Source organism: Flavobacterium aciduliphilum (assembly GCF_003268855.1).
Taxonomy (GTDB): Bacteria; Bacteroidota; Bacteroidia; order Flavobacteriales; family Flavobacteriaceae; genus Flavobacterium; species Flavobacterium aciduliphilum.
This window is the reverse complement of record NZ_QLSZ01000012.1, coordinates 45,313-67,171: the sequence shown is the minus strand read 5'-3', so window position 1 is coordinate 67,171 and position 21,859 is coordinate 45,313. Positions and strand designations below refer to the sequence as shown.

The 21,859-nt window shown below is 35.2% G+C and carries 19 protein-coding genes; 10 read left to right on the top strand and 9 right to left on the bottom strand.

What is annotated here, in order from left to right; all coding sequences use genetic code 11:
• Positions 1–43 precede the first annotated feature (43 nt).
• Positions 44–478 carry a DUF1573 domain-containing protein gene (locus CLV55_RS11635; protein WP_112113975.1) on the top strand — a complete coding sequence of 145 codons (435 nt, stop codon included), beginning with the start codon at positions 44–46 and terminating at the stop codon, positions 476–478.
• 55 nt (positions 479–533) lie between these two features.
• On the opposite strand, the gene CLV55_RS11630 is transcribed toward CLV55_RS11635, so the two are convergent.
• On the bottom strand, positions 534–1,853 hold the full coding sequence (locus tag CLV55_RS11630) for an aspartyl protease family protein (RefSeq protein ID WP_158527039.1): 1,320 nt from the start codon (positions 1,851–1,853) through the stop codon (positions 534–536).
• Positions 1,854–1,964: 111 nt separating this feature from the next.
• On the opposite strand from CLV55_RS11630, the gene CLV55_RS11625 reads away from it, so the two are divergent.
• The gene (locus tag CLV55_RS11625) at positions 1,965–3,164 is read left to right on the top strand and encodes a pyridoxal phosphate-dependent aminotransferase (RefSeq protein ID WP_112113973.1); all 1,200 of its coding nucleotides are present in this window, start codon (positions 1,965–1,967) and stop codon (positions 3,162–3,164) included.
• A gap of 79 nt (positions 3,165–3,243) precedes the next feature.
• Here the strand turns inward: CLV55_RS11625 and CLV55_RS11620 are convergent, their stop codons facing one another.
• A complete protein-coding gene (locus CLV55_RS11620; RefSeq protein WP_112113972.1) occupies positions 3,244–4,287 on the bottom strand; it encodes a formimidoylglutamase in 1,044 nt (347 codons plus the stop codon).
• A gap of 89 nt (positions 4,288–4,376) precedes the next feature.
• Between CLV55_RS11620 and CLV55_RS11615 the strand changes: the two genes are divergently transcribed.
• Positions 4,377–5,261, top strand: a complete 885-nt coding sequence (locus CLV55_RS11615) for a hypothetical protein (RefSeq protein ID WP_112113971.1) — start codon at positions 4,377–4,379, stop codon at positions 5,259–5,261.
• Between the two features lie 44 nt (positions 5,262–5,305).
• Here the strand turns inward: CLV55_RS11615 and hutI are convergent, their stop codons facing one another.
• Positions 5,306–6,541 carry an imidazolonepropionase gene (gene hutI / locus CLV55_RS11610; protein ID WP_112113970.1) on the bottom strand — a complete coding sequence of 412 codons (1,236 nt, stop codon included), beginning with the start codon at positions 6,539–6,541 and terminating at the stop codon, positions 5,306–5,308.
• Positions 6,542–6,608: 67 nt separating this feature from the next.
• Here hutI and corA point away from each other — a divergent pair, with 67 nt between their 5' ends.
• Complete coding sequence (gene corA, locus CLV55_RS11605; protein WP_112113969.1) at positions 6,609–7,679, top strand: magnesium/cobalt transporter CorA; 1,071 nt, start codon at positions 6,609–6,611, stop codon at positions 7,677–7,679.
• A 323-nt stretch (positions 7,680–8,002) separates the two neighbouring features.
• Here the strand turns inward: corA and CLV55_RS11600 are convergent, their stop codons facing one another.
• The gene (locus CLV55_RS11600; protein ID WP_112113968.1) at positions 8,003–10,453 is read right to left on the bottom strand and encodes an outer membrane beta-barrel family protein; all 2,451 of its coding nucleotides are present in this window, start codon (positions 10,451–10,453) and stop codon (positions 8,003–8,005) included.
• A gap of 99 nt (positions 10,454–10,552) precedes the next feature.
• The gene (gene arsC, locus CLV55_RS11595) at positions 10,553–10,894 is read right to left on the bottom strand and encodes an arsenate reductase (glutaredoxin) (protein WP_112113967.1); all 342 of its coding nucleotides are present in this window, start codon (positions 10,892–10,894) and stop codon (positions 10,553–10,555) included.
• A gap of 89 nt (positions 10,895–10,983) precedes the next feature.
• Here arsC and CLV55_RS11590 point away from each other — a divergent pair, with 89 nt between their 5' ends.
• On the top strand, positions 10,984–11,907 hold the full coding sequence (locus CLV55_RS11590) for a CPBP family intramembrane glutamic endopeptidase (RefSeq protein ID WP_112113966.1): 924 nt from the start codon (positions 10,984–10,986) through the stop codon (positions 11,905–11,907).
• Positions 11,900–12,946, top strand: a complete 1,047-nt coding sequence (locus tag CLV55_RS11585; protein ID WP_112113965.1) for an AMP-binding protein — start codon at positions 11,900–11,902, stop codon at positions 12,944–12,946. Before CLV55_RS11590 ends, CLV55_RS11585 begins: the two co-directional genes overlap by 8 nt.
• 125 nt (positions 12,947–13,071) lie before the next feature.
• Here the strand turns inward: CLV55_RS11585 and CLV55_RS11580 are convergent, their stop codons facing one another.
• Positions 13,072–14,694 (bottom strand): M1 family metallopeptidase, encoded by a 1,623-nt coding sequence (locus tag CLV55_RS11580; RefSeq protein WP_112113964.1) that lies wholly within the window; start codon positions 14,692–14,694, stop codon positions 13,072–13,074.
• 228 nt (positions 14,695–14,922) lie between these two features.
• Between CLV55_RS11580 and CLV55_RS11575 the strand changes: the two genes are divergently transcribed.
• A complete protein-coding gene (locus CLV55_RS11575; protein ID WP_146739568.1) occupies positions 14,923–15,123 on the top strand; it encodes a COG4705 family protein in 201 nt (66 codons plus the stop codon).
• Positions 15,124–15,173: 50 nt separating this feature from the next.
• Here the strand turns inward: CLV55_RS11575 and CLV55_RS11570 are convergent, their stop codons facing one another.
• Positions 15,174–16,835 carry an RluA family pseudouridine synthase gene (locus CLV55_RS11570; RefSeq protein WP_112113962.1) on the bottom strand — a complete coding sequence of 554 codons (1,662 nt, stop codon included), beginning with the start codon at positions 16,833–16,835 and terminating at the stop codon, positions 15,174–15,176.
• 72 nt (positions 16,836–16,907) lie between these two features.
• The gene (locus CLV55_RS11565) at positions 16,908–18,536 is read right to left on the bottom strand and encodes an acyl-CoA carboxylase subunit beta (RefSeq protein ID WP_112113961.1); all 1,629 of its coding nucleotides are present in this window, start codon (positions 18,534–18,536) and stop codon (positions 16,908–16,910) included.
• 146 nt (positions 18,537–18,682) lie between these two features.
• Between CLV55_RS11565 and CLV55_RS11560 the strand changes: the two genes are divergently transcribed.
• Together CLV55_RS11560 and CLV55_RS11555 are read left to right on the top strand one after the other, a co-directional pair.
• On the top strand, positions 18,683–19,327 hold the full coding sequence (locus tag CLV55_RS11560) for a DUF47 domain-containing protein (RefSeq protein WP_112113960.1): 645 nt from the start codon (positions 18,683–18,685) through the stop codon (positions 19,325–19,327).
• Between the two features lies 1 nt (position 19,328).
• Positions 19,329–20,423 carry an inorganic phosphate transporter gene (locus tag CLV55_RS11555; RefSeq protein ID WP_112113959.1) on the top strand — a complete coding sequence of 365 codons (1,095 nt, stop codon included), beginning with the start codon at positions 19,329–19,331 and terminating at the stop codon, positions 20,421–20,423.
• A 9-nt stretch (positions 20,424–20,432) separates the two neighbouring features.
• Here the strand turns inward: CLV55_RS11555 and CLV55_RS11550 are convergent, their stop codons facing one another.
• Complete coding sequence (locus CLV55_RS11550; RefSeq protein ID WP_112113958.1) at positions 20,433–20,849, bottom strand: ADP-dependent NAD(P)H-hydrate dehydratase; 417 nt, start codon at positions 20,847–20,849, stop codon at positions 20,433–20,435.
• Positions 20,850–21,034: 185 nt separating this feature from the next.
• Between CLV55_RS11550 and kdsA the strand changes: the two genes are divergently transcribed.
• Positions 21,035–21,853: a 3-deoxy-8-phosphooctulonate synthase gene (gene kdsA / locus CLV55_RS11545; protein ID WP_112113957.1), complete on the top strand. Its 819-nt coding sequence runs from the start codon at positions 21,035–21,037 to the stop codon at positions 21,851–21,853.
• Positions 21,854–21,859 lie beyond the last annotated feature (6 nt).

Sequence of the window (21,859 nt, the reverse complement as noted above, 5' to 3'; positions counted from 1 at the left end):
AAGTATTACATTTACTGAACCAATAAAACTAATAACAGAAGTCATGAAAAAGTTGCTTTACCTTGCAATAGCATTATTTTTTAATGTGCTATCTGCTCAAGTGGGTCCTAAAATCGAATTTAAAGATAAAGAAAATACAATTGATTACGGAACGACTTCAAAAGATATTGATGATGGTGTTCGTAAATTTGTTTTTACCAATACAGGTGACGCTCCCCTAATTATTTCAAATGCGAAGTCAACGTGTGGCTGCACAGTTCCTGATTTTCCTAAAGAACCCATAATGCCAGGAAATTCTAGTTTTATTACCGTGAAATATAATATGAATCCAGGTCCTATTCGTAAGACGATTACTATCGAATCAAATGCCGTTAATGTAGAAGGAGGTATGGTGGCTTTAAAAATAAAAGGGGAAGTAATTATAAAAAAAGAAACAAGTCCGCTCGAGAAAAAGCAAGGAATGTTAGAAAAGCCTTAATCAAAAAAAGTAAACATTATAAGAACCAAGGAGAAGTGATTTTTCTTGGTTTTTTTTATTTTAAATCATCCTCTAGGAGTAAATCGAAATATAACGTTTTTCCTTTGCGATTGACTTCAAGTGTTACTTTTTTCCCTTCACCAGCTTGCAAAAGATGATTAATCTCTTGTAAGGTATAGCTGTAGGCGGGTCTGTTGTTTATGGAAACAAGTTGGTCGTTAGCTTCCAAGCCAATTGATTGTGCTTTGGAATGTTCGCGAACCCTTGAAATAAAGTAAAGTGGTTTTAGTGAGAATTGATAGGTTAAGTTTTTTTCTATTCTATTACCTTCAGCATCGAAAAGTAGTTTTTGCACGGCAGGGTTGGCTTCAAAACCCTCTTTAATCCATTGTAGTCCTTGGTGTTGTATTTCAATTCCTGCGCAATTGTAGGTATAGCGATCGTTGAAGGATGAGTTTTTCTTAACATACAATGCTTGCGTTTCATAACTAAAATACAAGGTAAAACGTCGTAAAATTTCGGTACCAATGGAACCAATTCGATCCAATACAAAATAGGAGCCCATAGTTTCACTATCAGGGAAAGAAACTAATGGATTAAAAAGTGTTGTTTTACCTAAAATAAATTTAGGAATAGTACCACGCATACCAAAAACATCACCACTGATTCCTCTTCCTAAATAATCGTAAATCTTTTTTGAAGGAAGGGTAATGCTATCGTTTTGATTTTTAAATAGCCACAAGGCATCACTATTTCCGGTGTCAACTAAAAATTTCCCTGTTACAGAGGTGTCGTTCTCAAAAAAAGATGGACTTGATATATAGGGTTTGTTATTGATGATTTCCATTGGAATTTTTTCGAAACGACTCTCCATGTTTTCTATCAATTTAGGGTCTTTGTATAATGTGATTTTTTTGGAACTAAAATTTATTTTTACAAGAGCGTTTTTGAAAAAAGAATATCCTAAAATGCCATTTACGGGTACACCAATACGTTCAGAAAGGGAAATGTTTTGGTCTAAAACCAAATAAATCAGATGGTCTGTATCAACATAGTTTTTTATACGTAGTGTATTGTGTTTCGATTGATAGGCATCAAAGGGTTCTTTTGTGCCAAACCCTCTTAGGCTAACTTTTTCTAGAGTATTGAAGGAAACATTATCTTCGTCATCAAGACTGAATAAAATAGTTTCACTGACTCCCGTATCTAACAAAAAATGTAGCGATACTCCATTCATTTGAACCGGAATGATAATTAAATTACCTACCCACTCAAATCTGAAAGACATCGATTTTTTTCTTGTGTCAAATTGAAAGCCATTTTGAGAAGTAACAATTTGAGACAACAGAAGTGTTAGTAATACAAATTTTTTCAAAGGCATGAAGTATGAGAAAGAGCCTTAAAGTTAAGGATAATTTTTTATTCTAATTATTTTTTTAATAATAAAATAAAAAACTGCAAATTTGCACTATCAAAATTATCAAGTATGCCACAAGTTTCAAATAAAGGAAAACTAATGCCTGAGTCTCCAATTAGAAAATTGGTTCCTTATGCAGAAATAGCAAAAAAGAAAGGACATAAAGTGTATCATCTCAATATTGGACAACCCGATATTAAAACACCAGATGTGGCGCTCCAAGCTATAAAAAAAGCCGATATTCAAGTGTTGGAGTATAGTCATTCTGCTGGTTTTGAGAGTTATAGAACCAAGTTGTCTGCCTATTATCAAACACATGGGTTGCCGATAAATACTGAAGATATCATTATTACTACAGGTGGTTCAGAAGCCTTGCTATTTGCTATGGGTAGTACTATGGATGTAGATGATGAAATTATTATTCCTGAACCATTTTATGCCAATTACAATGGTTTTTCAACAGCTTCAGGTGTAAAAGTGGTTCCTGTGATATCTACTTTAGAAGAAGGATTTGCCTTACCACCAATAGCGGCTTTCGAAAAATTAATTACTCCAAAAACAAAAGCTATATTAATATGTAATCCAGGAAATCCTACGGGATATCTGTATTCAAAAGATGAAATTTTACAGTTGGCAGCTCTTGTAAAAAAACATGATTTGTTTTTAATTGCTGACGAAGTTTATCGTGAATTTATATATGATGCGACCGAAAAACATCATTCTGTAATGACTGTTGAGGGAATCGAACAACATGCTATCATGATTGATTCGGTTTCAAAACGATACAGCATGTGTGGGGCTCGTATTGGTTGTATTGTGTCGAAAAACAAAGAAGTAATGGCAACGGCTATGAAATTTGCCCAAGCCCGATTGAGTCCGCCTACCTATGAACAAATTGCTAGTGAAGCAGCTTTAGAAACACCTCAAAGTTATTTTGATGAAGTTATCAAAGAATACAAAGAGCGAAGAGATACATTGATTGCGGCACTTCAAAATATTGAAGGGGTACAAGTGGCAACCCCTAAAGGAGCTTTTTATTGTATTGCAAAATTACCTATTGATAATGCTGATACCTTTGCACAATGGCTACTCGAGTCGTATGATTTGAATGGAGAAACTGTTATGGTTGCCCCAGCAGCAGGTTTCTATTCATCGCCTAACGTTGGACAGGATGAAGTAAGAATAGCGTATGTGTTAAAAAAAGATGATTTGATTCGTTCAGTTCAGATATTGGATAATGCATTAAAAGCCTATAATTCTAAAAAGTAATAGTTTTTACATATGAAAATGCTTCACAAGATATTTGTTGTGAAGCATTTTTTTGTGCTAACTTGTTTCAATTTTGAAATTAGCCTTCCATAATTTCATTTTTTGCTTTTATAAAATCAGTGATAAAATAGGCAATCAATTTTCCAATCAAATGATTGTTTTTTTCATGATCCAAACTAGGAGCTCCTTCACAAATGTGTAAATAGGTTGCATTTTGATGCTTGCCAAAGAAATAGATAAATTGTCGAGCTTCTTCCACTGAGAATCCACTCAATGTCATCGCACTACTAGCAATATTTGGAAGTGCATCGAGATCCAATTCTATTCCATAAGGGTCATTTTTTATAAAATCGAATGCCAACTGCATTTCCGAGTTAAAATTCTTGGTCATTTTCACTTTCATGCTTTCATACGTATTGTATGCCACTCGTTCTTTTAAAGTTTTAAGCTGGTCCAAAACGCTTTTTGGAGTATAATTATGATGAATACCAAAAATAAAATATTTTTTCAGGAATCCTTCCTCATAGGCATATGAAAATCCGTTCCCACTGTGTCTTCCTTCAAGCATTCTAAAATCTGTATGTGCATCAAAATTAATGGCATTAATAGCTTTTCCCTTTGCTAAGGCTGTTCCTTTAATATTTCCGTAAGAATTATTATGTCCTCCGCCAATGATTATCGGAATTTTTCCAGTTTTTACAATAGATGAAATGATATGTGCTACATCTTTATCTATGGAAGTAACCAAATGATTAAGCTTTTTTCGATCCTCAGTTTCAGAATTTAAAAGAGCTTCTGCTTCTTTCATTTCTTTCTCGACATCAAGTTGTCCTAAAATAACAATACTCGACCCTTTGCAGAATCGATTATGTTGCACATTGGCAATGCTTTTAAGGGTGTTCTCCCATGCCGATTGCGTTCCTGAACGACCATAATTAGCCCGAACACCAATGTCTTCTGGAATTCCAAATAAAACAAAAGTTGCTTCACAGGTTTTTAAAAATTCTATTGGGTCTTGGTTTTTCGGAACCGTTAGTATTTTTTCTCCAAACTTTATTTCGCCACTCCTAAAATTTGTGATTTTAGATAAATCTGAAGCTGTAAAAGGAATTAGTTTTTCCATTTCGTTTTTCTTTGAGGTCAAAAATAATATAATTCTTTTTTAATATTAGGTAATTTATTACTAACTTTGCTTAAACCAAAAAAACTACCATGGAAAATCATAAATCAACCAATGCTTTAAAAGCCGTAATACTAGTGCTTTCTATATTATTATTAGGAAGTCTCTTTTATATTTATAAATTGTCGACAGATACTAGAGAACTTCAAACTCAAGTCACGTCAACCAAAACGGAAAAAAATACAATTCTTAAAGATCTTCAAGATTTGAAAGCTACGTATGATGCGGCTATTGCTGAAAAAACAGAAATTTCAGACGAACTGATTGAAGAGCGTGAAAAAGTGGTGGGTCTAATGGCGCAATTGGAGAAATCAAAAGGGGATGCGGCGGCTATGGCTAAGTACAAAAAGCAATTGGTTGAATTGCAGGCAAAAATGAAAAATCTAATGCAAGAGGTTGAAGTATTGAAGAAAGAGAATACGAAACTAACCACAAATTTAGACAGCACTAAAGTGGTTCTTGCAGACGCTAAAAATTACAATCAAGTGTTGGTTGGTCAAAATGAAGAATTATCTAAAACGGTTGAAAAAGGTTCTAAATTAACCGTGTTGAATTTAAAAACAGCCACATTTAAATTAAGAAGTTCAGGAAAACAAATCGAAACAGATAAAGCAAGTAGGGTAGATTTTCTTAGAGTTAGTTTTACAATCGCTGAAAATAGTATTGCTAAATCAGGAGATAAAACGTATTATGTACAAATCATTGATAGCAAAAATAATGTATTAGGAGAAAAAACTACTGCAGATTTCAATGGACAGTCTTTAACATATAGTTTTACGGCTTCGGTAAAATATGAAAATAAAACCTTACAAGTAATACACGATTTACCAGGAAAAAGTTTTGAAAAAGGAACTTACTTCGTGAATCTTTATGATAAAACCGAATTGGTGTCAAAATCAAGTTTTACACTTAGATAAAGAAAATATAATTAATTTAAAAGGCACGAATTTCGTGCCTTTTTTTATAGAGGTTTTCCATTAATATAGACTTGTTCAATCAAATTGGTAGCAAAGGCATACGGCAATTGATAGAACGAAGGAATTATTTTTGTTAGGATTATATTGGCCTTTTTACCAATGGTAATACTTCCATGAGAATGTGACAATCCCATGGCATAAGCGCCATTAAGGGTTGCTGCGTTAATAGCTTCTTCTGGTGTCATTTTCATTTTAATACACGCTGTGGCAACGACAAAATTCATATTCCCAGAAGGTGTTGTGCCAGGATTAAAGTCAGAAGCTAGTGCTAGTGGCAGCCCCGCTTCTATCATTTTTCGAGCAGGAGTGTAGGGAATGCTAATAAAATAGGAACAAGAAGGCAGAGCAACAGGCATCGTGTGACTGTTTTTTAAGATTTCTATATCGTCATCGGTTACCAATTCTAAGTGGTCTACCGATAGGGCATTGTATTTTACTCCTGCAGCAATGCCATTAATGGCAGTAAATTGATTGACATGTATTTTAGGGAGTAACCCATATTTTTTTCCAGCCTCAAGAATACGTTCTGTTTCATCGACAGAAAAATAACCTGTTTCACAAAATACGTCAATATATTCTGCTAGATTTTCCTTGGCAATACGGGGCAACATCTCGTCTATAAGAAGTGCAATGTAGTCTGCATGATTCTCTCTAAAAGCTTTGGGAAATGCATGAGCACCCAAAAAAGTGGCTTTGATCGAAATAGGATAGTTTTCAGAAAGTTTTTTTATGACTCTGAGCATTTTCAATTCACCTTCAACAGTCAAACCGTAGCCTGATTTTATCTCTACAGCGCCCGTTCCTTGTTGCATGACTTCTTCCAATCGCATGCGTGATTCTTCGTAGAGCTTTTCTTCAGAAGTTTCGTTTAATCGAGCCGCAGAGTTGAGTATACCTCCTCCACGATTTGCAATTTCTTCATAACTCAACCCCTGAATGCGATCTACAAATTCTTGAACTCGGGTTCCCGCATAAACAATGTGCGTATGACTATCACACCATGTAGGAAGTACTACTTTACCCGTAGCATCAATCGTCTTGTCAACCTCTAGCTTAGGGCAGTTTTCCATCTTTCCGAAATCGGAAATTAAATCGTTTTCAAGTAATAAGTACGCATTTTTTATAGTAGGCAAATGTGCCATCTCGGCTCCTGAAACTTTTTGAATCCCAGCGTCTCTAACTTGAAGCAATTCTTGTATGTTGATAAATAACGTTTTCATATATTATTTTTTCGTAAAAATACTTTTTAAAAATAATTATTTCTAATTTTAGAAAAATTTTGTTCGTATGAGAAAAATTAAATACAAGAAAGGAAGAAAAGTACAAACCAGTTTTCTGGAATATACAGGAGTTCACAAATACACTCAAACCGAGAGTCAGTTATTTGTCTATAACGATACTGATTTAGCGGAATTTCACGAAATTGAAGTTTCAGAAATGGAAAAACATGTAGATCTTTCTAAAGTGAATTGGTTAAATGTTCACGGATTGAACGATCCCGAGTTTATTAAGCAAGTGGGCGAATATTTAGAAGTAGATAATTTTATGCTCTCGGATATTTTAAATACTAACAAACGAACCAAACTCGATGAATATCACGATACTTTGTTTTTTAATATCAAATCATTATTGCCCGATGCGGATACCAATAATATCTCTGTAGAACAAATTAGTTTTATATTAAAAAATGGGTTTTTAGTCTCATTTCAAGAAAAGCGTAGCGATTTTTTTACTCATATTCGGGAACGAATTCGCACGCATTCAGGAATTGTGCGTACCAAAAATGCTGATTATTTATTGTTTTTGTTGCTCGATGCAGTCATGGAAAATTTCTACATTACGATTGAGCATGAAGAAGACCACGTGGAGGAACTTATTAATTTATCCAAGCACAGTGCTGATTTAAAAATTCTCGAGCAAATAGAAAAACACCGTGATAATTATAATTTTTTAAAACGTTCAATCATTCCGTTACGCGATTCTTTGTTTTCTATAAAAAGCATCAAAGACGATAATATTTTTAATGCTATTGAACCCAATAATTATACTTTTTTTGAGCGGTTACATCAAAAATCATTAGAGTTATTAGATCAAATCGAGTATGATTTAACGACTTTAGACAGTGCTTCCAATTTCTTTTTTTCTACCCAAAGTCATAAAATGAACGAAATCATGAAGACGTTAACGGTAGTTTCTGTGTTTTTTATGCCGCTGACATTTATTGTTGGGGTTTATGGAATGAATTTTAAATACATGCCTGAATTAGAATGGAAATACGGATACTTTATCATCATGACGGTAATGTTTGCGCTTTTGTTAATCATGATTCGTTATTTCAAAAAAAGAAGATGGTATTGAGTAATGTTAACAAAGTAGTGAATAATTTTTTTGGTTTTATTGGTGGATAAAAATTATTGAATTACCTTTGAAACGAATTCACAAATAATTCCGGAAAACATGTTTGAATTTCAACAGTATTTAGGTTTTTTACTTTTCTTAACCATTTTAACCATCGGTTTTTGGTTGATGATTTTTTTGATACACTTTGTATTTTACTGGATATTTGGTGCGACAAGAGAATTGTTGAGAGAAAGAAGAGAAAAAAGAGAATTAGAACAAGCTTAATATAGTTTCGTTTTAAAACAAAAGCCCTGATAATTTCAGGGCTTTTGTTATTTTTACTATCCAGGAAAATCTCCAGAATCTCCCCCTTCATTATCTCTTTTTGATTTTTCTTTTTCCGATTTTTGTTTGTTGAATCGGTAGGTAAACGATAGGGTTATTTGTCTTTTTCTAAATTGCATTATCGAATTGTTGATGATGTCATCCGTGAAAGTGTCCATACGTCTTTTTCTAGAATTAAATACATCATTTACATTCAGCGCGAGTGTTCCTTTGTCTTTCAACACATCTTTACTAAAAGCCAAATTCATTGCGAAAATTCCTTTAGTAGTCGATTGGGCGTTGTATTGAGGTCCGTTGTAGGTTACGTTTGTTTGCCAGTCGATTTTTGAAGGCAAGGTAATTTTTGAAGTCAAACGAGAACTCCAACTATTCGCTGATTTAGTTAAATCTTGGGTTTTCGTTACGAGTAAATTATTGTTATCGGTGTATGTGTAGGTATAAGCCCCGTTGACATCGTCTTTGAAAAAATTAAAATTCGTATTTAACTTCCACCATTTATAGGGAGTATAATTTACCGTAAATTCAAATCCCTCTCTAATTTCACTTCCTATGTTTACAAATGACGTAAGTGTAACTGGGGTTGATCCACTCATGCCATCCACATAACGTACCATTTGTGAGGCATTTTTGGTATAATTATAATATGCAGAAGCGTTAAAGGTTACTTTATTCCATTTCCGTAAATATCCAAAATCAAACGAATCGGTTCTAGAAGGATCTAAATCAGGATTTCCTTTAAAGACATTAATACTGCTCGAATAACTGCTGAAGGGATTAATTTCTCTCCCTCTTGGACGATTGATACGTTTGCTGTAGTTTAGAGAAATGTTAGATTTTTCGGTGAGTTCGTAGGTTAAAAAGACACTAGGAAAAAAGTTGTTGTATTTTTTATTTTTATAAATCCCAGAAGTTATTTGATTGATATCGATATTCGTATCTTCATAACGCATTCCATATAACATCGAAATTTTATTGATTTTTGTTCCAAATTGAGAGTATAGTGCATTAATTTTTTCTTTGTACTCCAAGAAATTTGTAAAATTTGTGTTTACAATTCCATTGTTTTTAACACCATAATCCGTGGTTTGGTTTATAAAACTACCACGATATCCCGCTTCAAATTGTCCATTTTTACCAATAGGCAAGACATAATCACTTTGTAAAAGATTACGAGTTTGTTTTTGATTGTTACGTGAATCGTCAATATTTACAACATTCGAAATACTTGTAATATCGGATATCGTAGTCAAACCCTTATCGTTGTTGAGCGAAAAGGCTCCATCAAAAGTAAGCTTGTGTCCTTGTTTTTTGAAGTTTTTAGTGACATTGGTTGTGTATTCAATATTTTCACTGCTCGAATTATCTAGATTGTCACGATTGCGAAGAAATGTAAATAGGTGGTTTCCATCATAGTTATTGGCAGTCACTTTTTCCTCATTGTTGTTTACGCTTCTCCTGTAATTCACAATGTTGGTCCATGTAGTCGATTTATCTAAAAACCAATCTATTCCAAAACTACCATTATACCCTTTATTAATGCGTTGCATATCTCTACTTTCTTCAATAAAAGAAGGAGTTGTCAAATATTGTGTGTTGTTAATCATGGTTCCAGGATTGCTTTTGTAAGCATACCCTTGGTTGGTAAAAATATTAAAGTGATCAGATTTAAAATTAAGATTAGCACTCAATCCCTGATTGGCAGGATAAGCACCAGTAGCCAAAATAGAACCGTTCAACCCGTTTGTTTTCCCTTTTTTAAGCACGATATTTAAAATTCCGCCACCGCCTTCTGAGTCATAGCGTGCCGATGGATTGGTGATCACTTCAACTTTATCAATGGCATCGGCTGGAATTTGACGTAACGCATCATTAATATTGATAGCACTTGACGGTTTTCCATCTATCAATATTTTTACATTTTCATTTCCTCTCAAGCTAATAGTTCCTTCTACTGAAACCGCTACTGAGGGAATGTTATCCAATACATCACTAACACTACCGCCTTTAACCATTAAGTCTTTTCCAACATTATATACTTTTTTATCCAGTTTAATGTCGACAGTTGTTTTTTCTGAACGCACCACCACTTCTTGTAATTGAGTGGCATCATTTTCTAATGCAGTAATCCCTAAATTCGTACTTTCTGTAATTGTTTTGTTTTGGATTACAAGTGGCTTAAAGGATATAAATTCAAATTTAACGGTATAGGTTCCGGGAAAGGCATCAAAGGCGTACTCTCCTTTATTATCTGTAATTCCCTCCGCAACTGTTTTGTTTGAGGCAGGATTCATTAAAACAATGGAGCAGTATTCCAAAGGTTGATTCGTCCCTTTTTCGACAATTTTTCCAGTAATTTTAATTTTTTTGCCCTCGCTTCTTTGTTGAGAATAATTTAAAAAAGTGCCTAATAAGAGGGTTAATGTTAAAAAGAATTTAATGGTTTTCATTTGAGAAGTAAATTATTTCAAGTAAAATTGAGGAAGCAAAATTAAACAAATGTTTAACTTTAAAGTCACAAAGCTATGTTAAAAACGTCCGTCAAAACGTTAAAAGAGCTTTTCAATATGTTCTAAAGGTCGAGCTATTACAGCACGTTTTCCTTTTACCACAACAGGACGTTCCATTAAAATGGGGTAGTCAACGAGAGCTTGAATCAATTCGGTGTCAGATAATTCTTTTCCTTTAAAGTGTTCTGTCCAAACAGATTCTTTGGTTCGGATGAGGGCTATTGGTGTACAATCTAAAGCTTGAAGCAATTGTTGTATTTGCTTAAAGTTCAGCGGATGTTCTAAGTATTTCACCAATTCAAAAGGTTCTTTCTGTTGTTCTAAAAAAGCTACACAAGCTCTCGATTTTCCACATCTTGGGTTATGGTATACAGTTATCATGATATTTAAAAAAATTACTAGATTTTTTCTTTTTTTATACTACTTTAGTACGCACAAATGTAAGATAAAAGACCAATAAAAATAGCATTATGTATATTGAACAAGCTTTAGTTGGAAATAATCGATGGTGGCGCGTATTGCTCACAACACTCGCCACGGCGGGTATTTTTATCATTAATTTCATTACCTATCTCTTGATGCCAAAAGAAGCGGTAGATGCCTCGTATGATGTCATGAAATCATGGCCTTCATCCATTGCTTTATTGGTTAATTTAATCCCGTTTGTCATTCTTTTAGCTTTGTTGTTTACTATGGTTTACACGCTGCATCAACGCAATATTCTATCTTTAACAACAACGCGAAAACAAGTTGATTTTAAACGAATTGGATTTTCACTGGCTTTAGTGATGGGGCTTAATTTGGCTTCATTTGCATTTTCTTATGCATGTGATTCGTCAACTATTTCTTGGAATTTTCATCCCATTCCGTTTTTAGTATTGTGCCTCATTAGTATCATGTTGTTTCCTTTTCAAATTGGGTTTGAAGAATTTCTTTTTAGAGGATATCTCATGCAGCAAATCGGAATCCTTGCCAAAAATAAATGGGTTCCGTTACTCATTACTTCGGTTGTATTTGGAGTCTTTCACAGTGCCAATCCAGAGGTTGCTAAAATGGGATTCGGAGTCATGTTTTTTTACATTGGAACGGGTTTTTTGTTAGGTATAATGACGCTCATGGATGATGGATTGGAACTAGCATTGGGCTTTCATTTAGGAAATAATTTAATTGCTGCCTTACTGGTAACCTCTGATTTTTCAGCCTTACATACCGATGCACTATTTAAATTGTCAGGTAAAGTACCACCTTCTGAATCTTTACAAGAAATGGTGATTTCTATGGTTGTGCTTTATCCCATTATTCTTCTTACATTCGCTAAAAAATACCAATGGCATCATTGGAAATCAAAACTTTTTGGAACTCTAAACAAAACAACCCGCATAAATCATGATTAATCCATCCTATACCAACGTAAACAACCATTTTAAACTTAATGGTTTTCATTTAACAAAAGACGACTTGTGTCGTGTGGCGTATAGCTTTATAAAAGAAGGCGAAGATTTTGAAAAACCTGTTGGCGATTTTTTGCTCGATTGGTTTGATGGAAAATCTTATATTGAGATGCAAACTTCGGGTTCAACAGGAACACCAAAAAAAATTAAAGTAGACAAACAAGCCATGGTCAATTCTGCTTTGGCAACGGGTGACTTCTTCGATTTGCGTCCTGGGAATAAAGCGTTACAATGTTTGCCTGTGAAATACGTAGCCGGAAAAATGATGCTTATTCGTGCGATAGTTTTAGGCTTAGAACTCGATTATGTAGCTCCCACCGCGCAGCCCATGAAAGACCTTGATGACATGCAATATGATTTTATTGCCATGGTGCCGTTACAAGCTCAAAATTCGCTAGAAGAACTTAAAAATGTAAAAAAACTCATCGTTGGAGGAGCAAAGATTAATAAGATTTTAGAGAAAAAGCTTATGAAATTGCCTACAGAAGTCTATGAAACGTATGGTATGACCGAGACAATCACTCATATTGCTGCCAAAAGGGTAGGAGCCAACGCTTTTACGGTCTTGCCTCATGTGACTATTTCTTATGATGAACGCCAGTGTTTGGTGATTCATGCCCCGCATATCATTGCTGAAGAAACCATAGTGACCAATGATTTGGTGGAATTAATCAATGAAAATCAGTTTCGTTTTTTGGGAAGAATCGACAACATCATCAACAGTGGGGGAGTGAAGATTATGCCCGAACAAGTAGAACAAAAACTGGACGGCTTATTGGAGAGACGCTTTTATATTGCTTCAAAAGAAGACAAAGAACTAGGCGAAAAAGTAGTATTACTGATAGAAGGTGACGCTTTTGAGGTCAATCCCTCTATTTTTGAAGGGTTAGATAAATACGAACGTCCAAAAGAAATTCTATTTGTTCCTAAATTCAAAGAAACCGAAAACGGTAAGATTATTAGAAAAACAAGTTTGAAATAGATTTTTAGATTTTCAGATTACTTAGATTGCTAGATAAAAAATCGCAGATAAAACATTTCATCTGCGATTTTTTCATTTTAAGATTCATTATTATTTAAAATCAAACTATTCCATAATCTAAAGATCTACTTACTAACCTTAACAAAAAACGCATTAGTATGTACTTCAACGTCATCTAGATTCTGGATTGTTTGTTTGGATTTTGTCCAATCGTTTGTTGGATATATTCTTACGATTTCACCATTTATTGTAATATCGATGGGCATAGCAAAATGAGGTTCAGAGGCTACCCACCGGTATTCGAATTTCTTTTTATGACTACGGATTTCCAATTTTGGAATCGTCGTGTATCGCAAATACTGATTGAAAATGGGTGTCAAGTTCATACCACTTTCTTGATTGAAAAAGGCAACGACGGTTTCGGTATCAATGATTTGATGACGAAAAGTTTCAGAATATTTCAAAATTAATTTCCACCACGATTCATCGTTGTTGATGACATGACGTAAAGTGTTTAGTAACAAAGCGCCTTTTGGATACATATCCCCCGAACCTTCTTTATTTACGCCATACGGTCCAATGATAGGAGTATCATTACTTACATTGCGTTGCAATCCTTTAGCATATTGCATGGCTTTTTCATAGCCCTTCTGACATTCTATAAAAACCAATTCGGTGTATTGGGTAAACCCTTCGTGAATCCACATGTCGGCAATATCTTTAGACGTAATGCTGTTGCCAAACCATTCGTGCCCGCTTTCGTGTACGATGATATAATCAAAACTGAGTCCCACACCACTCATCGACAAGTCTGATCCTAAATAGCCTTTTAGGTATTTATTTCCATACGCAACAGCACTTTGATGCTCCATGCCCAAGTAAGGTGTTTCTACCAATTTATACCCATCTTCTTTAAACGGATAGGGACCAAACTTTTGCTGAAAACAAGTAAGCATCGGTTTTACATCGGCATCAAACTGTTTGCGTGCTTTTTCCTCATTGTGTTTTAAGACATAATAATCAATATCCAAATCCTCCAATTGGTCATGAATATGCGTATAGTTGGCAATATTCACCGTGATATCATACGTATTGATAGGATTTTTTACCTCCCAGTCCCAACGCGTGTACCCATTTTTTAAATCTTCCGTGCCAGTCAATCGTCCATTAGAAACCTCGGTCAAACCATTGGGTACAGCCACTTTTATAGTTGCTCCTTGATCGGGTTCGTCGTTTTGAGAATCTTTACAAGGATACCACAAACTGGCGCCTGTACCTTGACAAGCGACACCCACCCAAGGACTTCCATTTTTATCGGTGGTAAACACAAAGCCTCCATCCCATGGCGCATGCTTGGCAATTTGCGGATTTCCACTATAATAGAAGCGGATTTTTTCAATAGAATTTAGTGTCAAATCGTTTGGGAAATCAATAAACACGGCAAGGAATTCTCTTTTATAGTTTAGTTTTTTACTGTTGCAAACAATGGAATCGATGCGCATGTTTTCAAACAAATCGACTTGTATTTTTTGGGTGTGTTCCACGACTTTAAAGGTAATGTCGTTATATCCTTCAATGGATTTATCGTCGATATTGATTTTAAGATTCAAATCATACCGCAGCACGTCATAACACGTGCGTTCGTGACGCAAACTGCCCTGCAAAGAATCTTTTCTAGTAAAGGTTTCTTGCGCCGATAGACTTTGAATGCTCACAAACGTTACACAAAATAGAAGTAGTTGCTTCATAAGTATGAGTTAGGTATATTTCATTAGAGGGTTTAATGTTGTTTTTGTTACAATAGTGACTCGAATTCCTTTATTTTAGTACGCTTGGAGTTATTCTGCTTTGGAAAACGTGGAAAATAAATAAAATAAAAAAACTTGTATAATTTTGTCATTACAGAACTGGAAAATAGAATAATACTTCGTAACACTATAACATACCAAGATAAAAAAACAAAACATCAAAACATTATGAAACACTTGCCTAAGATTTCAATTTTTTATTGGGTATTGATAGTTAGTGCCAATACACTGGGAGAAACTTCTGGAGATTTAATTTCACAAACATTTAATTTAGGGTATGATGGTGGAACCATTCTACTACTATTGTTGTTTAGTATGGCTTTGATGGGCTTAATCTATACAAAAAATCAAAAATCATTACTGTATTGACTCCTGATTACGTTGTCAAGCACGCTAGGAACAACAATTTCCGATTCTGTTTAAAAATCTGCATCGATATTAATCGTCATCATTTTTTTAGAAACCGGATGTTGAAACGTAATGCTTTCGGCATGCAAGTGCAAGCGAAGGGCTTTAGTTCCATACAAATCATCGCCAACAATAGGCGTATTCAATCCAAGGGGATGCGCGGCATGCACTCGTAGTTGGTGTGTGCGACCCGTAATAGGGTAGAAGTAGACTAGCGTTTTGTTATCATACCGTTTAATAACTTCCCATTTCGTTTGCGCGGGTTTTCCATATTCATAACACACCAATTGATTCGGTCGGTTATCCAAATCTACACGCAACGGCAAATCGATAAAGCCTTCTTCTTCAGAGAGTATTCCATCCAATAAAGCCACATACCGTTTTTTAATTTGGCGTTTAATGAATTGCGATTGTAGTTTTTTATGTACTTCGCTAGATTTAGCCACCAAAAGCAAACCCGACGTAGACATATCCAAACGATGCACCACCAAAGGTCCAGTAGCGTTTGGATATTGATGTTTCATTCTTGTATAAACCGAATCGGTCACTTGCTTGCCAGGCACCGATAGGAACTCGGAAGGTTTGTTTACCACCACTAGATAGTCATCTTCATACACAATCTCTAACTCTTTACCATTGGTGGTATTGATTTGAAATGGATTGTCTTCGAGAGGGATTCCTTCGAGCATGTGTGCCAAAATAGGTTCGCATTTTCCCGTACAAGCTGGATAAAACTGTTGGTGTTTGCGCACTTCCGATTTGGGCGATTGTCCCCACCAAAACTCTGCTAAGGCAACTGGTTTCAATTGATGTTGAAAGGCGTAATGCAATAATTTAGGAGCCGCACATTCCCCAGCACCAGCAGGAGGAGTTCCTTTAAAGATTTCGGCCAAACTTTTAGAATTACCATACTGATTTAAAAAAGCATAGTGTTCAAACAATTGTTGTTGCAACGCAGCCGATTTTTGACGTCTTTCTTCTTTTAGTTGGAGAAGCGCATCTTCAAAGGTGTTTAATTCATGTGTTGCTCTTTCGATGCGTTCTTTCCAATACTGCGTCACTTTTTTTAATTGAATGCTTTCCTTTTGACTGGATTCAATTAATGTCTTTTGTAAGGTTTCAAAAGCTTCCGATGATTGTTCTAAAAGAGCATTATTGCGTTGAAGTTCTCGTTGCTTTTTGGCTTGTTTGATGTGCTGTTTAAAATCTTTTATTTCTTTTTCCGCTTGAAGTTTAATAGTGTTCAATGATACTTTACAATTCGAATAGTCTTTCGAATTTTCTTTTGTTGCTATTTTTGCATTGTACTCATTGAGAATGGTTTCTTCTTTTTTAAAAAACCCTTTTTCTTCCAACATATCGAATACGGTAGGAACAAAATAATGATGATGGTTTTTATCGGCTAATTTTCCCGAGAATGCCCATAAGTAGCCTAGAACACCTTCATTATTTTGTACGACCAGAACTCCAAACATTTTACCAATAACCATTCCTTTTTGCATGGCATCTAGTCCAAAATTATGCTCAAAATCGGTCTGATGTTCTAGATAATGCTGCAATTTTTGAGCGGCAATAAGACTCAATTTATGAGGTTCATAATAAAACGGAAAGGTAAACCGTTCAGGAATTTGAATTGCTGAAACATCTTGTTGGAAAGGTTGGAAGAGGTGCATTTATTTTCTAAAATTTAAAAAAAAAATTATTATAACTAATCCAACTGAATACTAAAAACTGAACACTGAAAACTATACTTGAATCACCCCTAAATTAAATTTTTTCTCAATAGGTGCGTGGTTTGCTGCTTCAATTCCCATAGAAATCCATGTTCGTGTTTCAATTGGGTCAATGATTGCATCAGTCCAGAGTCTTGAGGCCGCATAATATGGCGAGACTTGTGCATCGTATCGTGCTTTGATTTTATCAAATAATTCTTTTTCTTTTGCTTCATCAATTACTTCACCTTTGGCTTTTAGTGAAGACGCTTCAATCTGTGCCAGTACTTTAGCTGCTTGAGTTCCTCCCATAACAGCTAGTTCGGCACTTGGCCATGCAAAGATTAATCTTGGATCATACGCTTTTCCGCACATAGCATAATTTCCAGCACCATACGAATTTCCAACTACTATGGTGAATTTAGGCACCACCGAATTGGAAACCGCATTTACCATTTTGGCACCGTCTTTAATGATACCACCATGTTCCGATTTGGAACCAACCATAAATCCTGTAACATCTTGCAAGAATACCAATGGAATTTTCTTTTGATTACAATTCGCAATAAATCGAGTGGCTTTATCGGCAGAATCAGAATAAATCACACCACCAAACTGGATTTCGCCTTTCTTGGTTTTAGAAACCGTACGTTGATTTGCCACAATGCCGACTGCCCAACCGTCAATACGTGCATAGCAGGTAATGATAGACTTTCCATAGTCGGGTTTGTACATGTCCATTTCCGAATTGTCCACCAATCGTTTGATGATTTCCGTCATATCATATTGGTCCGCACGTGATTTTGGGAGAATGCCATAAAGGTCATCTTCGTTTAACGCTGGCTTTTGAGGTTTTTCTCTATTAAAACCAGCCTTATCATAATCGCCTATTTTACCCACAATACTTTTGATGCGGTCTAAAGCCTCTTTATCATCTTTGGCTTTATAATCCGTTACCCCCGAGATTTCGCAATGTGTGGTAGCGCCGCCTAGTGTTTCATTATCAATATTTTCACCAATCGCCGCTTTTACTAAATAACTTCCTGCTAAAAAAATACTCCCTGTTTTATCTACAATCATCGCTTCATCACTCATAATAGGGAGGTAGGCACCTCCGGCAACACAACTTCCCATAACAGCTGCAATTTGAGTAATTCCCATGCTGCTCATGATGGCATTATTTCTAAAAATACGCCCAAAGTGTTCTTTATCGGGGAAAATCTCGTCTTGCATAGGCAAATAAACTCCAGCAGAATCAACTAAATAGATAATAGGTAATCTATTTTCAATGGCAATTTCTTGAGCTCTTAAATTCTTCTTACCTGTAATAGGAAACCAAGCCCCTGCTTTTACCGTAGCATCATTGGCTACGACAATGCATTGTTTTCCTTTGATGTACCCTATTTTTACCACCACTCCTCCAGAAGGACATCCTCCGTGTTCGGCATACATTCCTTCACCCGCAAAGGCACCAATTTCAATACTTTTAGCTTTTTCATCTAGCAAATAGTCAATACGCTCTCGGGCAGTCATTTTGCCTTCTGAATGTAATTTGGCAATACGTTTTTCGCCACCGCCTAATTTAACTTTCGTTAAACGCTGTTTTAAATCAGATACTAAAAGTTTGTTGTGATCTTCGTTTTTGTTGAAGTTTAAATCCATGGTTGTATTCTGTTTTTTTGTGTGGCTAAAGTACGAAAACGTTTTCAAAGACCTACAGAATGCTATAAAAAAATAAAGTAACAATAAATTTTATAACTTAACATTATCTTAATATTAGAACGATACATTTGTAAAAAATTAATACAATGAACTTAAACAGTTTTTTTCAATTCTTAGTCCCAAAAGATAAAAAGTTTTTTCCATTATTTGAACAAGCTTCTGCCAATTTAGTATTACTAGCTGAAACGTTACATGAGGCCGTAAATGCACCCAAAGCTCAAAGAGAAGAGTATTTCAAAAAAATAGAAGAGCTTGAAGCGACTATTGAAGAATTGAATCATAAAACACATTTAGAGTTAAGCAAAAACTTTATTACACCATTTGATAGAGAGGATATTCATTCTTTGATAAAAGCCATTGATAACGTTGCCGATAATATGCAGGGAGCAGCCAGTAGAATGCGCTTATATCAAGTTGAAAAGATTACCAAATCCATTCGTAAATTAACTGAGATTAATTTGGAAGCATGTCAGTTAATTGCAGCAGGTATCAAGCAATTGAAAGATATGAATAATATCAAAATGATTAAAGAAACCTGTAAAAAAATCAATAAACTAGAAAGTAAAGCCGATGTGGTTTTTGATAAAGCTGTCGCCGATATTTTTGAAAATGAAACCGACGCAAAGAATATAATCAAGTACAAAGAGGTACTTTCGGCATTAGAAATGGCGTCTGATAAATGTAAGAGTGTTTCCAATGTAATGGAGCAAATTTCGGTTAAACATTCATAAAATGACGCTACTCATACTTATTATCGTTCTAGCCTTAATCTTCGATTTTATTAATGGTTTTCACGATGCAGCCAATTCGATAGCAACAGTTGTAATTACAAAAGTTCTTACTCCCATGCAGGCTATTTTATGGGCGGCTTTTTTTAATTTTGTGGCCTATTTTATTGCTAAATATATATTGGGTGAATTTGGGATTTCAGACACGATTTCTAAAATTATCAACAGTGATTACTTTTCCAATTTAGGAACAAATCCCTCTTTAATTATCATTGCAGCGATGGTTGCGGCTATAACTTGGAATTTACTTACTTGGAAACTAGGGATTCCTTCCTCTTCTTCGCACACGCTCATTGGTGGTTTGGCAGGTGCTGCATTGGCTGCAGCTAACTTTGATTTTACGTCCATTAATTCTCCTATCATCATCAAGATTATTTTATTTATTTTCTTGGCACCTATTATAGGAATGCTTGCTGGAAATCTCATAACTGTTATAACTATGCATGCCTTTAAGAATGTCCGTCCCGCTAAGGCTGAATCATGGTTTAAAAGATTGCAATTGGTTTCTTCAGCGATGTTAAGCATCAGTCATGGGTTGAATGATTCTCAAAAAGTGATGGGGGTAATTACTTTTGCACTTATTGCCAATCAAACACAGATTGCCCATGCCGATATGTCGCATTGGTTTATGAATGATTTCTTCCATTGGAAACAATTGTTAATTACATCCAATAGTAAAGATATTCACGATTGGGTTCCGTTGGCTTGTTTTAGTGCTATTGCCTTAGGGACTATGGGTGGTGGTTGGAAGATCTTGAAAACCATGGGGAATAAAATCACAAAAATTACGCCACTAGAAGGATTTACAGCTCAAACCGCTAGTGCGATAACTTTGTTTTTTACGGAACATATTAAAATGCCAGTAAGTACCACGCACGTTATTACAGGATCTATTATTGGAGTAGGAGTAACGAAAAGGGTTTCAGCGGTACGTTGGGGGGTTACCATCAATCTTTTGTGGGCATGGATACTCACCATTCCTGTTTCTGCTTTGTTGGCTGCCTTGTTTTACTCTTTGATAAAATTAGTGGTAAATTAAATACTGAATTTACTTTTCCAATTCCAAGAACGCTTTACCAAGATATGAAACAATGTCACTGGCTATAAACGAGGGGTAGCCCATATCTGCTTTGGCTAAATCTGCGGTACGTCCGTGAAGATATACTCCTAAAATCGCTGCTTCAAAAGGTTCGTAATGTTGCGCTAACAGACTTGTGATGATTCCAGTCAATACATCACCACTTCCAGCGGTAGCAAGCGCCTGATTTCCAGATTGGTTTTCATAAATAGAATCACCCTCTATGATTTTGGTATGAGGCCCTTTAAGGATGATAATAAAACCATGACTTTTTGATAATTGGGAAGCTTTGTTATACATTTCTGTATCAGTATCCCATGGGCCAACAAGTCTTTCAAGTTCTTTTTGATGGGGTGTTAAAATTGTTTTTTTGGGAAGAAACAACATAAAACTTTGGTGTTTTATTTTCTATGAGATAGTTAACAAAACAATTGCTTCTCTCTTAAAATTTGAAATGACCTGGAAACAGGATTTACTATTTTTAATTAATTTTAAATTAAATAACTCGAAATCCTTAGTATTCAAAATTTAAAAGCTGATTTTCTTCGTATATTTGTACTCAAAAAAAGAAAATGAATTTAAATACAATACCTAACATTAAACATCTTAATAGTGGTAATTTCTTTTTGTTGGCTGGACCTTGTGCCATAGAAGGAGAAGACATGGCTCTGCGTATAGCGGAAAAGGTAGTCTCTATCACCGATAAACTTCAAATTCCGTATGTTTTTAAAGGCTCGTTTAAAAAAGCCAATCGCTCTCGAATAGATAGCTTTTCAGGAATTGGAGACGAAAAAGCACTTAAAATTTTAAGAAAGGTTGCAGAAACTTTTCTCGTACCTACTGTAACCGATATTCATACTAATGAAGATGCAGCAATTGCGGCAGCCTATGTTGATGTGTTGCAAATTCCTGCGTTTTTGGTACGTCAAACCGATTTAGTAGTTGCTGCGGCTCAAACGGGTAAAGTAGTCAATTTGAAGAAAGGCCAATTTATGAGTCCGGAAAGCATGAAACATGCCGTACAAAAAGTACTGGATTGTCAGAATGCTAACGTTATGGTTACTGATAGAGGGACGATGTTTGGCTATCAAGACATGATTGTCGATTTTAGAGGAATTCCAACGTTACAGCAGTATGCCACAACGGTATTGGATGTCACTCATTCGCTGCAACAGCCCAACCAATCAGAAGGGGTGACAGGAGGAAGACCCGATAAAATCGAAACCATCGCCAAAGCGGGTATTGCTGTAGGTGTTGATGGTATTTTTATCGAAACCCATTTTGACCCAGCCAATGCCAAAAGTGACGGGGCAAATATGTTACATTTAGACTACTTTGAAGATGTAATGACAAAATTAGTCGCCATTAGAAAAACTGTAAATCAATTTTAATACTAA

Excerpts from the sequence above, each read along its gene's own strand:
- CLV55_RS11635 (WP_112113975.1), top strand. The coding sequence starts at position 44 with ATGAAAAAGTTGCTTTACCTTGCAATAGCATTATTTTTTAATGTGCTA.
- CLV55_RS11625 (WP_112113973.1), top strand. The coding sequence starts at position 1,965 with ATGCCACAAGTTTCAAATAAAGGAAAACTAATGCCTGAGTCTCCAATT.
- CLV55_RS11620 (WP_112113972.1), bottom strand. The coding sequence starts at position 4,287 with ATGGAAAAACTAATTCCTTTTACAGCTTCAGATTTATCTAAAATCACA.
- CLV55_RS11615 (WP_112113971.1), top strand. The coding sequence starts at position 4,377 with ATGGAAAATCATAAATCAACCAATGCTTTAAAAGCCGTAATACTAGTG.
- hutI (WP_112113970.1), bottom strand. The coding sequence starts at position 6,541 with ATGAAAACGTTATTTATCAACATACAAGAATTGCTTCAAGTTAGAGAC.
- corA (WP_112113969.1), top strand. The coding sequence starts at position 6,609 with ATGAGAAAAATTAAATACAAGAAAGGAAGAAAAGTACAAACCAGTTTT.
- CLV55_RS11600 (WP_112113968.1), bottom strand. The coding sequence starts at position 10,453 with ATGAAAACCATTAAATTCTTTTTAACATTAACCCTCTTATTAGGCACT.
- arsC (WP_112113967.1), bottom strand. The coding sequence starts at position 10,894 with ATGATAACTGTATACCATAACCCAAGATGTGGAAAATCGAGAGCTTGT.
- CLV55_RS11590 (WP_112113966.1), top strand. The coding sequence starts at position 10,984 with ATGTATATTGAACAAGCTTTAGTTGGAAATAATCGATGGTGGCGCGTA.
- CLV55_RS11585 (WP_112113965.1), top strand. The coding sequence starts at position 11,900 with ATGATTAATCCATCCTATACCAACGTAAACAACCATTTTAAACTTAAT.
- CLV55_RS11580 (WP_112113964.1), bottom strand. The coding sequence starts at position 14,694 with ATGAAGCAACTACTTCTATTTTGTGTAACGTTTGTGAGCATTCAAAGT.
- CLV55_RS11575 (WP_146739568.1), top strand. The coding sequence starts at position 14,923 with ATGAAACACTTGCCTAAGATTTCAATTTTTTATTGGGTATTGATAGTT.
- CLV55_RS11570 (WP_112113962.1), bottom strand. The coding sequence starts at position 16,835 with ATGCACCTCTTCCAACCTTTCCAACAAGATGTTTCAGCAATTCAAATT.
- CLV55_RS11565 (WP_112113961.1), bottom strand. The coding sequence starts at position 18,536 with ATGGATTTAAACTTCAACAAAAACGAAGATCACAACAAACTTTTAGTA.
- CLV55_RS11560 (WP_112113960.1), top strand. The coding sequence starts at position 18,683 with ATGAACTTAAACAGTTTTTTTCAATTCTTAGTCCCAAAAGATAAAAAG.
- CLV55_RS11555 (WP_112113959.1), top strand. The coding sequence starts at position 19,329 with ATGACGCTACTCATACTTATTATCGTTCTAGCCTTAATCTTCGATTTT.
- CLV55_RS11550 (WP_112113958.1), bottom strand. The coding sequence starts at position 20,849 with ATGTTGTTTCTTCCCAAAAAAACAATTTTAACACCCCATCAAAAAGAA.
- kdsA (WP_112113957.1), top strand. The coding sequence starts at position 21,035 with ATGAATTTAAATACAATACCTAACATTAAACATCTTAATAGTGGTAAT.